General features: G+C 56.4%; 16 protein-coding genes. All 16 read left to right on the top strand.

Going from position 1 to position 14260, the window contains the following annotated elements; all coding sequences use genetic code 11:
- Positions 1 to 103 precede the first annotated feature (103 nt).
- The 16 genes from WC891_01575 (at position 104) to WC891_01500 (ending at position 14145) form a co-directional block, all read left to right on the top strand.
- Positions 104 to 571, top strand: a complete 468-nt coding sequence (locus WC891_01575) for a cytidine/deoxycytidylate deaminase family protein (protein MFA5866646.1) — start codon at positions 104 to 106, stop codon at positions 569 to 571.
- Positions 572 to 820, top strand: a complete 249-nt coding sequence (locus WC891_01570; protein ID MFA5866645.1) for an AtpZ/AtpI family protein — start codon at positions 572 to 574, stop codon at positions 818 to 820. It begins immediately after the preceding gene.
- 2 nt (positions 821 to 822) lie between these two features.
- On the top strand, positions 823 to 1218 hold the full coding sequence (locus WC891_01565) for an ATP synthase subunit I (protein ID MFA5866644.1): 396 nt from the start codon (positions 823 to 825) through the stop codon (positions 1216 to 1218).
- Between the two features lie 8 nt (positions 1219 to 1226).
- Positions 1227 to 1961, top strand: a complete 735-nt coding sequence (atpB, locus tag WC891_01560) for a F0F1 ATP synthase subunit A (protein ID MFA5866643.1) — start codon at positions 1227 to 1229, stop codon at positions 1959 to 1961.
- Positions 1962 to 1974: 13 nt separating this feature from the next.
- Entirely contained in the window at positions 1975 to 2202 is a 228-nt protein-coding gene (atpE, locus tag WC891_01555; GenBank protein ID MFA5866642.1) for a F0F1 ATP synthase subunit C, read from the top strand.
- Between the two features lie 45 nt (positions 2203 to 2247).
- Positions 2248 to 2745 carry a F0F1 ATP synthase subunit B gene (gene atpF, locus WC891_01550; protein ID MFA5866641.1) on the top strand — a complete coding sequence of 166 codons (498 nt, stop codon included), beginning with the start codon at positions 2248 to 2250 and terminating at the stop codon, positions 2743 to 2745.
- On the top strand, positions 2732 to 3280 hold the full coding sequence (atpH, locus tag WC891_01545) for an ATP synthase F1 subunit delta (GenBank protein ID MFA5866640.1): 549 nt from the start codon (positions 2732 to 2734) through the stop codon (positions 3278 to 3280). The genes atpF and atpH overlap by 14 nt, the downstream gene beginning before the upstream one ends.
- A gap of 11 nt (positions 3281 to 3291) precedes the next feature.
- Positions 3292 to 4830, top strand: a complete 1539-nt coding sequence (atpA, locus tag WC891_01540) for a F0F1 ATP synthase subunit alpha (protein MFA5866639.1) — start codon at positions 3292 to 3294, stop codon at positions 4828 to 4830.
- 21 nt (positions 4831 to 4851) lie between these two features.
- On the top strand, positions 4852 to 5760 hold the full coding sequence (atpG, locus tag WC891_01535; protein ID MFA5866638.1) for an ATP synthase F1 subunit gamma: 909 nt from the start codon (positions 4852 to 4854) through the stop codon (positions 5758 to 5760).
- A 94-nt stretch (positions 5761 to 5854) separates the two neighbouring features.
- Positions 5855 to 7264: a F0F1 ATP synthase subunit beta gene (gene atpD, locus WC891_01530; GenBank protein ID MFA5866637.1), complete on the top strand. Its 1410-nt coding sequence runs from the start codon at positions 5855 to 5857 to the stop codon at positions 7262 to 7264.
- A gap of 70 nt (positions 7265 to 7334) precedes the next feature.
- Entirely contained in the window at positions 7335 to 7760 is a 426-nt protein-coding gene (gene atpC, locus WC891_01525; protein MFA5866636.1) for an ATP synthase F1 subunit epsilon, read from the top strand.
- 129 nt (positions 7761 to 7889) lie between these two features.
- Positions 7890 to 9143, top strand: a complete 1254-nt coding sequence (gene murA, locus WC891_01520; protein ID MFA5866635.1) for a UDP-N-acetylglucosamine 1-carboxyvinyltransferase — start codon at positions 7890 to 7892, stop codon at positions 9141 to 9143.
- Positions 9144 to 9318: 175 nt separating this feature from the next.
- Positions 9319 to 9750, top strand: coding sequence for a 3-hydroxyacyl-ACP dehydratase FabZ (gene fabZ, locus WC891_01515; protein MFA5866634.1), 432 nt, complete (start codon positions 9319 to 9321; stop codon positions 9748 to 9750).
- A gap of 57 nt (positions 9751 to 9807) precedes the next feature.
- Entirely contained in the window at positions 9808 to 11082 is a 1275-nt protein-coding gene (locus tag WC891_01510; protein MFA5866633.1) for an LCP family protein, read from the top strand.
- Positions 11079 to 12914, top strand: coding sequence for a nucleoside-diphosphate sugar epimerase/dehydratase (locus WC891_01505; GenBank protein MFA5866632.1), 1836 nt, complete (start codon positions 11079 to 11081; stop codon positions 12912 to 12914). Before WC891_01510 ends, WC891_01505 begins: the two co-directional genes overlap by 4 nt.
- Before the next feature lie 253 nt (positions 12915 to 13167).
- Positions 13168 to 14145 carry a glycosyltransferase gene (locus WC891_01500; GenBank protein ID MFA5866631.1) on the top strand — a complete coding sequence of 326 codons (978 nt, stop codon included), beginning with the start codon at positions 13168 to 13170 and terminating at the stop codon, positions 14143 to 14145.
- Positions 14146 to 14260: the final 115 nt, after the last annotated feature.

The raw sequence follows: 14260 nt of genomic DNA, 5'->3' as shown, positions 1-14260 counted from the left end.
GGGGGTCAGGTCTTGTATTTTAACATCAGGCTTGATCGCTGGGGAAAATGGTTACGTTAAAATACAAGACCTGACCCCAGCTCTCTGGAGAAGTGACGCTTAAATGACAAGACCTGACCCCAGATCTTCCCGGCCTTCCTGGGACGACTATTTCATGAAGATCGCCGAGGAGGTGGCCACCCGGTCGACCTGCTTGAGGCGCCATGTCGGCGCGGTCGTCGTCAAGGACCGGCGCATTCTGGCCACAGGATATAACGGCGCGCCCCAGGGAATCCGGCATTGCGGCGAGGTCGGGTGCTTAAGGGAAGAAAAGAGCGTGCCTTCGGGCGAGCGGCATGAACTTTGCCGCGGGCTTCACGCGGAGCAGAATGCCGTTATTCAAGCCGCGCTGCACGGCGTACCGATTGCCGGCTCGACCCTCTATTCGACTCATAAACCCTGTTCCCTTTGCGCCAAAATCCTCATCAACGCGGGCGTCACCCAAATACTCTATCTCGACGGGTACGCCGATAAGCTGGCCGATGAGTTGCTGAATGAAGCCGGCGTAAAGGTTCACCGGTTGGAGCGTTAAGTGACCGCCGACACTGGCAAGAAGCCGACGCGTTTCCAGGATCTGGCCGCCTCAAGCTTAGGCATCGAAGTTGCCGTGGCGACTTTGCTGGGCGGCTTCCTGGGTTGGTGGCTGGACGGCCGGTTTTATACCAAGCCCTGGTTGATGCTAGGCGGCCTGGTCGTTGGCGCCGTGATCGGCTGGGTCGACGTCTGGTTACAGATCAGAAACATGGATGACGCCGATATCAAACGCAAGAAAGGGACATAGGGTTGGGTTTTCGAGCAATCTTTATCAAAACAACGACGCTCGGGCTTGTTACGGCGGTCCCGGCCGTCGCCCTGGCCTGGATATTCGGAGGGCTCTCGGTCATGTTCGGCGTCATCGCCGGTTATGTGATCGCGATAGTCAACATTTACGCCACTTTGTTTACCGTTCTGGGCGTCTCGGGCGAACGTCCCGCCTCCTCGATTTTGTTGGTTCTATTCAGCTTCCCGACCAGGCTGTTTGCCATCGCTGTCGCACTCTATTTGATCTCCCGAATAGATGCGATAAATATCTTTACAACAGTTGTTACGCTTGTGGTAGTATATACGATGTTTGCGTTTAGTGAGTTGCGTTTTGCCTCGCTGCACGGCGAATCCCAGTCCAAGTTAAAATCCTGGTAGAGGTGCGTATGGAAAAACTGTTAGAAGAACTTCAACCCAAGCTTTACTACGAGTTTCACCTCTTCGGCGTCAACCTTTCAATAACAAACGCTGTCATCCTTCTTTTTGTCGCCGCGTTCATCGTCTTCCTGCTTGTCTGGCTGGCCGGAAGAAAACGCGCCGAGGTCCCCACCGGACTGCAGAATATGATGGAAGCCCTGTTGGATTTCATCAGGCTGCAAATGGTCGTCGACGTTATCGGCGAGAAGGGCATGGGCTATTTCCCCTGGATCGCGACACTCTTTTTATTGGTGCTGGTCAGTAACCTGATCGGGTTGATTCCGCACTCCATGGCCATTACCGGTCAGACCGGAACGACCCTGGCCTGGGCTTTGATAGTCTTCGGCATGTATAACGTGGCGACCTTTAAGGAAAAGGGCTTCCTTGGCTACTTTAAGAGCTTCGCCCCGGGCGGCGTGCCGGCCTGGCTGCTGCCGGTTATTGTCCCGATCGAGATCATCAGCACTATGGTGCTTCGTCCGTTTTCGCTGGCCGTTCGTCTTTTCGCCAATATGACCGCCGGTCACATGATTATCCTCGTCTTCACTTTCATGGCGGCGACCGGAGCTTGGTTCATCAAACCGCTGCCGTTTGTCGGCGTGGTCATAATGCTTATGTTCGAAGTATTTGTTGCTTTTATCCAGGCGTATATCTTCGCGATCCTGGCCGGCATCTACGTCGGCCAGGCAGTACAAGAGCACTAGAAAAGGAGGATTCATGGATCCAAAAGCATTAGCGTGGCTTGGGGCTGGTCTGGCGATCGGACTTGGCGCCATCGGTCCGGGCCTTGGTGTCGGTCTACTGGTTTCCAAGACCGTCGAAGCCATGGCGCGGCAGCCTGAGGCGGCCGGTATGGTTCGGACAACGATGTTTATCGGTGTCGCGTTCGCTGAGGCCATCGCGCTTTACGCGCTTGTCATTGCGTTTCTGCTGTCATTTAAGTAAGCAAGAAACGCTTATAGATCATATAAAGGAAGGTGAACGGAAACATTGACACTCACACCTGAAATTAACCAACTCATATACTCGATTCTGGCGTTCCTGATTCTGGTCGCGGTGCTAGGTCGGTTCGCTTTTCCGCCGGTGATGGACATGCTCAAGAAACGGGAGGATAACATCCGTGACGCCATCACGGAGGCCGAGAATACCCGCGTGGAGGCGACTAAACTGCTTGACGAGTACAAACAGCAGCTAGCGGTAGCACGCAAGGAAGCGCAGGCAACGATCGAGCAAGGCAAGCAAGTCGGGGAAAGCGTCAAAGCCGAGATCACGGCCAAAGCCAACGAGGAGGCCCATCAGATTATCGAGCGGGCGCAGGCCGAGATCGAGCGAGAAAAGGATCGCGCCCTGGCGGACTTGCAGTCGAAGGTGGCCGACTTGACCATCATGGCGACCGCGAAAGTAATTCAGAAAACCATGGACGAGCCCGGCCAGCGCAAGCTGGTTGAGGACGCTATTGCCGAGGTGAGCGGGGTTGGCAAAGCATAGCGAGGTCGTCCGGGGATACGCCGAGAACATGTTCGGCATGGCGGCGTTGGAAGACTCCGTCGAGACCCTGGAAGACCAACTATTCGAACTGAATAAGGGGATCGCGGCCAGCCCGAAGCTTCGGGATTTCCTGGCCGACGCCGGTATCCCGGCCGCTGAAAAGAAGAAGGCTCTGGGTGAGATACTGACGCCGTCGGCGTCGCCGCTTATCCGCAGTTACACCAATATTTTGATCGATACGGGCAAAGCCGGCCTGATCTCCGATGTCGCCGAAGCCTTTATCAAACTTGTCCAAGAGAGTAAGAACCAAGTACTGGCCGAAGTAACGTCGGCTATCCCGCTGACGCAGGATCTGACCGACCACTTGTCGGCCGAGCTTGGCAAGACTACGGGCAAGAAGGTCAACGTCAAGAACGTCGTGGACACGAGCATCCTCGGCGGTCTCGTAATCAAGATGGAGAATAAGATAATCGATTTGTCGCTGCAGAGAAAACTGGATGATCTTCAGAACAGCCTGCACGCGAGCTTAAGTTAGGAGTGGATGGAATGGCTGAAAAGAACAAAGCCATACTCTCCCCGGACAAGATCTCCGAGGTGCTGAAGAAGTATATCGAGGAGTATAAGCCGGCGGCCGCAATCGAAGAGGTCGGCAAGGTCGTTGAGACAGGAGACGGCATCGCCCGGATCACCGGCTTGCCGAGCGCCATGTACAACGAAATGCTGGAGTTCCCGAACAACGTGTATGGCATTGCTTTAAACCTCGAGGAGGACCAGATCGGATGTGTTCTGCTGGGGTCGGCGACGTCGGTCGAGGAAGGCGCCGAAGTGCGCACGACCGGCCGCATTATGGAAGTCCCGGTCGGCAAGGCGCTCATCGGACGTGTTGTCAACGCGCTGGGCGAACCGCTGGACGGCAAAGGTCCGATTGAGACCAAGACCTTCCGTCCCGTTGAAAAGCTGGCGCCGGGAGTCATCGACCGTCAGAAAGTCAGCGAGTCGTTGCAAACCGGCATTAAGAGTATCGACTCGATGATCCCGATCGGCCGCGGCCAGCGCGAACTGATCATTGGCGACCGGCAGACGGGCAAGACCGCCATCGCCGTCGATGCCATCATCAATCAGAAAGGTAAGGACGTAATCTGCATCTACGCGGCCATCGGCCAGAAGGCTTCGACGATCGCGCAGGTTGTCGAGCGCTTGAGTTCCGCCGGCGCCATGGATTACACGATCGTCGTCAACGCGCCGGCGTCCGATCCCGCTTCGCTGGTGTACCTGGCCCCGTTCGCGGCTTGCGCCATGGGCGAGGAATTCATGTACAACAAGCAGCACGTCCTGGTCATATACGACGATCTGTCGAAGCACGCCACCGCTTACCGGCAGCTGTCGCTCTTGCTCCGCCGCCCACCGGGCCGCGAAGCCTATCCGGGCGATATCTTCTACCTGCATTCAAGGCTCCTGGAACGGGCCAGCAAGCTCTCCGACGAGCTGGGCGGCGGGTCGCTGACCGCGTTGCCGGTCATTGAGACGCAGGCGGGCGACGTATCCGCGTACATTCCGACGAACGTCATCTCCATCACGGACGGCCAGATCTATCTGGAGCCGGACTTGTTCTACGCCGGCGTTAGGCCGGCCGTAAACGTCGGTATCTCGGTCTCCCGCGTCGGCGGGTCGGCCCAGATCAAAGCGATGAGACAGGTCGCCGGAACGCTCCGGATCGACCTGGCGCAATACCGCTCGCTGGAGGCGTTTGCCCAGTTCGGTTCCGACCTTGATAAGGCGACGCAGGCCCAACTGGCCCGAGGCGCCCGCATGGTCGAGGTGCTGAAGCAGCCGCAGTACCAACCGGTACCGGTGGCGGAGCAGATCATTATCATCTATGCGGGATCTCAGGGTCATCTGGACGACATCCCCGTTGAGAAGATATCCCACTTCGAAAAGGGCTATCTGGAGTTTATGAACCTGACGCATCCGGACATCGCGAAGAAGATCGTCGAAGGCAAGGAACTGACCGACGAGATAAAGTCGTCTCTGGATAAGTCCGTCGAGGAATACAAGAAGCTTTGGGAAGGGGAAAGCGCCGGTTAGCCGGGCGCGGGAGCTTAAGAGATGGCCGGTCAGACAAGAGCGATAAAGAGACGGATCCGCAGCGTCGATAAGATTCGGCAGATCACGCGCGCCATGGAACTTGTCGCGACATCTAAGATCAAAAAGGCGGAGGACAGGATCAAAGCCACCCGGCCCTACGCCCAGAAGATGGTTGAGATCATGACCAATCTGACGGCCGTTACGGGTGATTTTCACCACCCGCTACTGGACGCTCACGAGGAGACTAAAAGTACGGCCATTCTGGTTTTGACCAGCAACCGCGGTCTTTGCGGCGCGTTCAACACCAATACGCTTAAGAAAGCCGAAGACCTGGCCTTGGCCGAAAAGCAAGCCGGCCGGACCGTTAGACTTCTAACCGTCGGCAAGAAGGGCTATTCATATTTCAGCTACCGGGGTTACGATGTCGCGGAGGCCTATCTGGACATTTCCGACGCGCCAACCTTTGAAGAAGCGCAGATGATTGCCGGAAAGCTGATGAAGATGTACACGGACATGGAAGCCGACACGGTCTATATCGTTTTTAACCACTTTAAGAGTGTGGCCGAACAGAAGCCGCTGGTGTTCACCCTGTTCCCTTTGGCGAAGCCTGAAGAAACCGGGCACGCCGACGAGGAAACGGTGGAGCGGTCCAAAGACTATCTGTATGAACCGGACGCGCAGAAAATCATCGAGAAGCTTCTGCCGGCCTACGCGGAAACCGTCACCTACCGGTCGCTTCTGGAGTCCGCGGCCAGCGAACACGGGGCCAGGCGGACCGCGATGAAGTCGGCGACGGACAACTCCGTGGACATGATCGATAGCCTGACAATGTCGTTTAACAGGGCGCGGCAAGCCCAGATCACGCAGGAACTGGCGGAGATCAGCGGCGCCGTCGAAGCCCTGAAGTATATCCAAGCAAAGGAAGCTTGAACTTGAGCGTGGAGCCAAGAGCCACGAGCGATGAGCAAGTACTTGCTCTTAGCGCTTCGCCCCTAGCTCTTAGCTTTAAAGAGGAGGACAACATATGAATGTCGGTAAGATAATCCAGGTCATTGGGCCGGTAGTCGACGTCCAGTTTACGCCCGAAACCTTGCCTGAAATCTATGATGCGCTGGAAATGACGGTTAAGACGAACGAGGGCGAGATCAAGATCGTCGCCGAGGTGCAGCAGCAGCTGGAGAACGAAGTTGTTCGCGCCGTCGCCATGCTGCCGACCGACGGTCTGGTCCGGGGTCAAGAGGTCTTCGATCGGGGCGAGCCAATCACTATACCCGTCGGGGAAGAGACCAAAGGCCGAATCTTTAACGTATTGGGAGAGACGGTCGACCATGGCAAACCGGTCAAGACCGAGATGAGGCTGCCTATCCACCGTGAAGCCCCGGAATTCGACGAACTGGCCACCAAGACTGAGATTTTTGAAACGGGTATCAAGGTTATCGACCTTCTGGAGCCGTACGTCAAGGGCGGCAAGACGGGCCTGTTCGGCGGCGCCGGCGTCGGTAAGACCGTCATTATCATGGAGCTCATTAACAATATCGCTACGCAGCACGGCGGGATTTCGGTATTCGGCGGTGTCGGTGAAAGGACCCGTGAGGGCAACGATCTGTATACCGAGATGACGGAGTCCGGCGTCATCAAGAATACCGTGCTTGTCTACGGCCAGATGACCGAATCGCCGGGCGCCCGGCTGCGCGTCGGTTTGACCGCTCTGACGATGGCAGAGTATTTCCGCGACTATAAGAACCAGGACGTTCTGCTGTTTATCGATAACATCTTCCGTTTTGTCCAGGCCGGCAGCGAGGTTTCGGCGCTCCTGGGCCGGATGCCGTCAGCCGTCGGTTACCAGCCGACGCTGGGCAGCGAGATGGGCGAACTTCAGGAAAGAATCACCTCGACCAGCAAGGGCTCGATCACTTCCGTCCAGGCCATTTACGTACCGGCCGACGACCTGACCGACCCGGCGCCGGCGACAACCTTCTCTCATCTGGACGCGACGACGGTTTTGTCCCGCCAGATCGTTGAGATGGGCATCTACCCGGCTGTTGACCCATTGGACTCAACCAGCCGGATCCTCGATCCGAACATCATCGGCGAGGAGCATTATACGGTGGCGCGGAACGTTCAGGAGATTCTGCAGCGATACAAGGACCTCCAGGACATCATCGCCATTCTGGGTGTCGACGAATTAAGCGAGGACGACAAGCTGGCCGTCCGCCGTGCGCGGCGCATCCAGCAGTTCCTGGGCCAGCCGTTCCATGTGGCCGAACAGTTCACCGGCATTCCAGGAAAATACGTCAAGCTGGAAGACACCATCAAAGGCTTCAAGGAAATCGTTGAAGGCAAGCACGACGATCTGCCGGAACAGGCTTTCAGCCTGGCCGGAACGATTGAGGACGTCGTCGAGCGCGCCGCCAAGATGGCAGTTAGTAGTTAGATGTTGGTGGTTGGCAAGTACTTTCTAACTACTAACCACAAACTACCAACAACCATGAACGGAGTTCATTTTGCCTGACAAAGTTCTACTATTAGATATAGTTACTCCCGACCGGCTTCTTTTTGAGGGCGAAGCCACGATGGTCATCGCTCCGTCCGCGGACGGCGAGGTTGGCATACTGCCTCTTCACGCCGCTTTCTTGTCGGAGCTGAACGTCGGTGAGCTTCGCTTCAAACAAGAAAAAGACGGCAAGGAAGTCGAGGAATACGTAGCGGTGTCCGGCGGTTTCATGGAGGTCTTCGAGGACAAGGTCACGGTCATCACCCCGGCCGCCGAGTTTGCCCGGGAAATCGACATTGAACGGGCCAAACAAGCCAGGGCGGAAGCGGAGGCGGAGCTTAAGAAACGCGAGGGCGTCGACGTCGATCAGGCCCACGCGAAACTACTGCGCGCCGAGTCCCGGTTGCGGATCGCCAAACGCATATCGGCAAAGTAGCAGCCACTAGTGGTTAGCGGTTAGAAGTTGGTCGTTAGTAAACCCAATTCTCATTTGTCTGCTCTGCTATAATTCTATAGTCATGCTTATTCTAACTACTAATCACCAACTACTAATCACCCGACGCTCATGTCTACCTACATAATTAGGGGCGGGAATCCGCTCAACGGCACTGTCTCCGTCAGCGGCGCTAAGAACGCGGCGCTGAAGATGATGGCGGCCTCCATTCTAACCGAAGAGACCTGCGTTTTTACCAACGTTCCCGACATCAAAGACGTTAACACGATGCTCGAGGTGCTCAGCTGTCTGGGCGCCGACGTCTTTTTCAATCCCGACGGCACGCTGACGGTCACCGCCGATGGCGGCCTTCGGGACAAAGCCCCTTACGAACTCGTATCTCAAATGCGCGCTTCCATTATGGTCCTGGGTCCTCTGCTGGCCAGGTTGGGCCGGGCCCACGTCGCCTTGCCGGGCGGCTGCAACATCGGCTCCCGTCAGATAGACATGCATCTTCAGGGCTTGAAACTTATGGGGGCGAACATCACTACGGAGCACGGTTACATCGAAGGCAAAGACAAACGTTTGCGCGGCGCGATCGTTCCTCTTGATTTCCCGAGCGTCGGAGCGACCGAGAACATCCTTATGGCGGGGGCGCTGGCCGAAGGTAAAACCGTCATCGAAAACGCCGCCCGCGAGCCGGAGATCATCAATCTGGCCGATTTCTTAACCAAGATGGGCGCGAAAATCGACGGGGCCGGCACGTCCGTCGTAACCATCGAGGGCGTGGAAAAGCTACATGGCGCCGAACACAAAATTCTACCCGACCGCATTGAAGCCGGCACATTTCTTATCGCCGGGGCGATGACCGGGGGAGAAGTGACCGTAACCGGCGCTTCCGGCCGGAATATGGAGCTCGTTTTAGAGAAACTTAAACAGGCCGGGGTGACGGTAACCGAGGGCGAAGATGCCATCACCCTGACCATGAAGGGCCGCCCGCGGGCTGTTGACGTCTCGACCTTGCCTTATCCGGGTTTCCCGACCGATCTGCAGCCGATGATGGCGGCGTTCCTGTCGACGGCCTCCGGCACCAGCGTTTTAACCGAGAATGTTTTTGAGAACCGCTTTCTGTATATCGACGAGCTGAACCGGATGGGCGCGAGCATTCGCTTGGACGACCACCACGCCGTCATCCACGGAGTCGATAAATTATCGGGCGCCGAAGTGCGGGTTCCCGACTTACGGGCCGGCGCGGCTTTGGTGATCGCCGGTCTGGCGGCTGACGGGGAAACTGTCATTTACGACAACTGCCATATCGACCGCGGGTATGAAAGCCTTGACGAAAAACTGAAACAGCTTGGCGCGGACATAACCAGAGAATGCTGAGAGCCAAGAGCCAAGAGCCAAGAGCCAAGAGCCAAGAGCCAAGAGCCAAGAGCCAAGAGCCAAGAGCCAAGAGCCAAGAGCCAAGAGCCAAGAGCCAAGAGCTGGGAACCCCTCTCCCTTCCCTCTCCCCGACGGGGAGAGGAATAAAAGGTGAGGGGGCCAAAAGGAGAATTGTATGAATCTACCCTTAGATAAAGAAGCTATCAAAAAGATTATCCCTCATCGCGACCCGTTCTTATTGATTGATGAAATCATCGAGCTTGTCCCCGGCAAGAAGGCGGTGGGTCTCAAGAGGCTGACCGGTGAAGAGGATTGGTTCCGGGGCCACTTCCCGGCCTATCCGGTGATGCCGGGCGTACTGATCGTCGAGGCTTTGGCGCAGACCGGCGCCGTCGCCATACTGGGCATGCCTGAGAATAAGGGTAAGATAGCTTTCTTCGCCGGCATAGACAGACTGCGGTTCAAGCGGCAGGTCCTGCCCGGGGAAGAAATCCGCCTGGAGTGCGAAATCATCAAGGTTAAGGGTCCCGTTGGCAAAGGCGCCGCCCGGGCGACTGTCAATGGTGAGCTCGCTGTACAGGGCGAATTAATGTTCGCCGTTCAATAACCGTCCTTGGCGCGCCTTGTGAGAAAGCCCTGTCTGTGCTAACCTTATATCTTTGATATGGGTAAACATTTTAGGTCCGCAGGACCCTCAGTAGACAGCACCGACAAGCCGAAGAAATCCCGCAAGAGCATTATCATCAGGCGCGTCGTCATAGCCGTTCTGGTCATTTTCCTGGTCATCGCCGGGTCGGCTTTCGCTTATGTAAAGTACCTCGAGGGCAAGATGCAGCCTTCAGGCTTGATGGCCAAGGCCATCGCGGCCGTTATCAGCAAACCGGTTCCTAAGGAGCCGGTAAACTTCCTGGTCATGGGGGCGGACGTGACCGAAGAGGATCCGACCGGACGGGCCGACACCTTGTTCATCGTCCGAGTCAATTTCGAGACAAAACAAGCCACCATGGTTTCCATCCCCCGCGATTTTTATGTGGAGATCCCCGGAAACGGAAAAGACAAGATCAACCACTCGTTCAACTACGGCGGACCGGCGCTCACCATTAAAACCGTCCAGGAATACACCGGTCTGCCTATTCACCACTACGTTGTTGTTGATTACCAGGGTTTCGTCAACATCGTCAATGCGCTGGACGGGGTGACCGTAAACGTCAAGGAGCGGATGGTTGACGACGAGCTGGGTGAACCGCTGGACACGGGCGTCCAAAAGCTCGACGGCAACCAGTCCCTTTTCTATGTTCGCTTTCGCAATACCGGGAGAGGCGATTTTGCCAGGATCGAGGATCAGCAGAATTTCGCCCGGGCGTTGGTGGACGAATCGACCAGGATTCAGAACGCCTTTAAGATACCCGCGCTCATCAATATCCTGACGGAGAACATCAAAACCGATATGAGCCTGACGCAGATGCTGGACTACGCCAACGAAGCGAGGTCTTTCAAACAGGATAACCTGACGACGGTCATACTGCCCGGTGTTCCCGATATGATCGACGGGGTAAGCTATGTCCGGCCGACACAGGATAAGGTCGACCTGATATTGGACGCCCTTAAGAACAACCGGCCGATCGACCCGCTTCTTCTGGAAGACGTCGAGCCCTCCGAGGTGACGATAAAGGTTCTAAACGGCGGCGGCACCGAAGGCGTCGGCACCGAAGTCGCCGACATCCTGGCCAACAGCGGCTACAATATCGCCACAATCGGCAACGCGGACAGGTCCGATTACCCGAAGACGGTTATTTACTATAACAAACAGAATCACGCCAAGGCGCTCAAGGTCAAGAGCGACTTAAAGGAGGACCTGCCGGATATCCGGCTGACCGAATCGAGCACGATCGATCCGACCGTGACCGTGATCGTCATCGTCGGCAAGGATTATAAGTGAAATTCCGGCTGACCCACCTTCCGCAAATCCTGTTCGACGCAGTCGTATTGGCTTTCTCTCTGTATGCCTCTTTCTTAATCCGGTTCGAGGGCAGCATTCCGGCGGCGGACATGCGCTTGTTCCGCAACAGCGTCCTGGCCATCGTCCTTATCCAGCTACTCGTCTTCTTTGCGTCTGGTTTATACGACCGTATGTGGCGCTATGTCAGCACGCGCGAGCTGCGCGTCCTGGCCTTAGACGTTGTCATCGGCACCGCGCTGGCGGTGATACCGCTCTACTATATCGCTCTCAGCGGTTTTCCGAGGTCTGTTCTCATAATCAACGCCTTGTTAACGGTGATGCTTGTCGGTGGGGCGCGCTTCAGCGTCAGGTATATTTATGAACTGCAGAAGCACCGCAGCGTTCTGGCGGAATCCAAACCGGTCCTGATTTTCGGCGCGGGCGACTCCGGAGAGGTCATCGTCCGCGAAATGCTTAAACATCCCGAATCAACTTATGATCCGGTCGGTTTTGTCGACGACGACCCGGCCAAGAAAGGCCGCCGCATCCATGGCGTGCAAGTTCTGGGCGCGCACCGGGATATTCCAGCTCTCGCGGCGAAACATGAGGTTGAAGAGGTGATTATCGCCATACCGTCGGCGCCCAGCTCCGTCATCAGGGATGTCGTGGATATGTGCGACGCGGCCGGAGTCAACTGCAAGACCTTGCCGGGCGTTTTCGAGCTTATCGACGGTACGGTCGACTTAAACCAGATCCGCGACATCAATGTTGAGGATTTGCTGGGACGCGAACCTGTCAGAATCGATATCGCGGAAGCCGAATCGTATCTGAAGGACGCCGACGTCCTGGTTACGGGCGGAGCGGGCTCTATCGGCTCCGAGCTTTGCCGCCAGATTGCCGGGTATAATCCCGAACGCCTGATCGTCCTGGACCACAACGAGAACGACACATATTATCTGCTCCTGGAGCTTGAGAAACGGTACCCGGAATTGGATCTGCGCGTCATCATCGGCGATATAAAGGACGCGCCGCTGCTGGATCACATCTTCGCCCAGTACAAGCCCCGCGTCGTTTTTCACGCGGCCGCTCACAAGCACGTTCCCCTCATGCAGGAGAACATCGCGGCGGCGGTCAGCAATAACGTTACGGGCAGCAGAAACCTGATTGAGGCGGCTTTAGAATATGGCGTCGAGCGGTTTGTGCTGATCTCAACCGATAAAGCGGTCGATCCGACGGGGATAATGGGCACCACCAAACGCATCGCCGAGATGGTGATGCAGTATTATTGCCGGGACAGCAAGACAAAGTTCATGGCGGTCAGATTCGGCAACGTGATCGGCAGCAACGGCAGCGTAGCGCCGATCTTCCGCAAACAAATCGAAGCCGGTGGACCGGTCACGGTCACCCACCCGGAGGCGACCAGGTATTTCATGAGTGTGAGCGAGGCCACCAAGCTCGTCCTTCAGGCCGGCGCCATCGGCGAAGGCGGCGAGGTCTTTCTTCTCGACATGGGCGAACCGGTTAAAATCATCGACCTGGCCAGGAACCTCATCCGCCTTAGCGGCTTGCGTCCGGATATGGATATCAAAATCGAGTTCACCGGGCTCCGCGAAGGCGAGGAAATCACTGAAGACCTGGTCGGCGTCAAGGAAACCGTCGTTAAAACTAAACAAGACAAGGTCCTCATCGTCCAGGACGGCGGTTTCGACATGGCGGCATTCCCCAGCGACCTGGATCGTTTAGAGAAGCTTGTCGCCGAACACGACGGCGGAGGCATCAATAACCAGATGAGCAAGATGGTGCCGACATACCGGAAACAAAAACAAGAGTGAACAGCCAAGAGCCAAGAGCCAAGAGCAAACCCTTCCTCTCCCCTGCGGGGAGAGGATTGAGGTGAGGGGGCCAAGTTCGAAGAGCCAAGAGCAATGAACCCCTCTCCCTTCCCTCTCCCCGACGGGGAGAGGAATAAAAGGTGAGGGGGTCAGGCAGGGCGAGGGGGTCAGACCCCTTGCCGTAGACGAAAGGGTCTGACCCCAAAATAGAAATCTTCTTCGACCGAGCATAAGCGAGTGGAGAAGTAATCAAATGCCAAAACCAGACATATCCGCAATAGTCGTCAGTTTTAATACGCGGGAGCTTATTCTGGCCTGTCTGCGGTCGGTGTTCGCCAGCCGCGGCGCCGGCGAAATCGAGGTCATAATCGTCGATAACGCGAGCAACGATGGCAGCCGCGACGCGATCCGCAAGGAATTCCCGTCGGTTAAGATTATCGAAAATCGGTTCAACATGGGCTTTTCGGCCGCCAACAATATCGGGCTGGAGAAAGCGAGCGGAACGTACGCGGTTTTGTTAAACAGCGACACCGAGCTAAGGCCCGACGGCTTAAAGCTCTTGCGTGAGTTCATGGACGCCCACCCGGAGGCCGGCGCCGCCGGTCCCAGGCTTGTCTATGACGACGGCACGACTCAGCCGTCGGCTGACTCGGAACCCAATCTTCTGACCGAGTTTCTGCATCTGTTCGGTTTAAGGCGGCTGGTGCCGGGCGAAACCGCCCGCCGCCTGGCCGCTCCCGTTTTCAGCAAAATGTTCGGTAAAACGGTCGGTACTTACTTCGATATGTACAGCGGCAGCCTGGAACCCCGGGAAGTAGATTGCGTCAGCGGTGCCTGCGTTATCGCCAGAGCCGGTATTGTTGCGAAGGTAGGCGGCCTCGACGATAAGTTCTTCATGTATATGGAGGACATGGACTGGTGCGTCCGTATCAAGGAAACCGGCGCCAAGGTATACTACGTTCCGGAGGTGGAGGTCGTGCACCATGTCGGGATGAGCGGCGAGCCTGACGCGGCGACGTCCGAGAAGGTCTTGGTGGAAAAGTATAAATCCCGGCTCTACTTCTTCCAAAAACACCGCGGCAAGGGCGCGCGGTTTGTGGAACGTGTCATGATGGTTAAAGCATTTGCCATCCGTTGGCCGTTCAGCCGCCACCGCCGGGCTTACAGTCAAATTATAAAAGCAGCCCTAAGAAGCATAGAGCTTAGAGCCGAGAGCGAAGAGAAACACTGAACATTAATAAAATATTCTTCGACCGAGGGCAGCGAAGCTGTCTGAGTGGAGAAGCAGCCCTAAGAAGCGCAGAGCTTAGAGCCGAGAGCGAAGAGAAACACTGAACATTAATAAA

The sequence above is a fragment of the Actinomycetota bacterium genome, from assembly GCA_041658625.1.
Lineage (GTDB): Bacteria > Actinomycetota > JAHEXW01 > JAHEXW01 > JAHEXW01 > JBAZZW01.
This window is presented reverse-complemented; position numbering and strand designations above follow the sequence as displayed.

Coding starts and splice junctions, on each gene's coding strand:
- murA (MFA5866635.1), top strand. CDS start 7,890: ATGTCTACCTACATAATTAGGGGCGGGAATCCGCTCAACGGCACTGTC.
- WC891_01500 (MFA5866631.1), top strand. CDS start 13,168: ATGCCAAAACCAGACATATCCGCAATAGTCGTCAGTTTTAATACGCGG.
- atpD (MFA5866637.1), top strand. CDS start 5,855: ATGAATGTCGGTAAGATAATCCAGGTCATTGGGCCGGTAGTCGACGTC.
- atpG (MFA5866638.1), top strand. CDS start 4,852: ATGGCCGGTCAGACAAGAGCGATAAAGAGACGGATCCGCAGCGTCGAT.
- fabZ (MFA5866634.1), top strand. CDS start 9,319: ATGAATCTACCCTTAGATAAAGAAGCTATCAAAAAGATTATCCCTCAT.
- atpA (MFA5866639.1), top strand. CDS start 3,292: ATGGCTGAAAAGAACAAAGCCATACTCTCCCCGGACAAGATCTCCGAG.
- atpB (MFA5866643.1), top strand. CDS start 1,227: ATGGAAAAACTGTTAGAAGAACTTCAACCCAAGCTTTACTACGAGTTT.
- atpE (MFA5866642.1), top strand. CDS start 1,975: ATGGATCCAAAAGCATTAGCGTGGCTTGGGGCTGGTCTGGCGATCGGA.
- WC891_01575 (MFA5866646.1), top strand. CDS start 104: ATGACAAGACCTGACCCCAGATCTTCCCGGCCTTCCTGGGACGACTAT.
- WC891_01510 (MFA5866633.1), top strand. CDS start 9,808: ATGGGTAAACATTTTAGGTCCGCAGGACCCTCAGTAGACAGCACCGAC.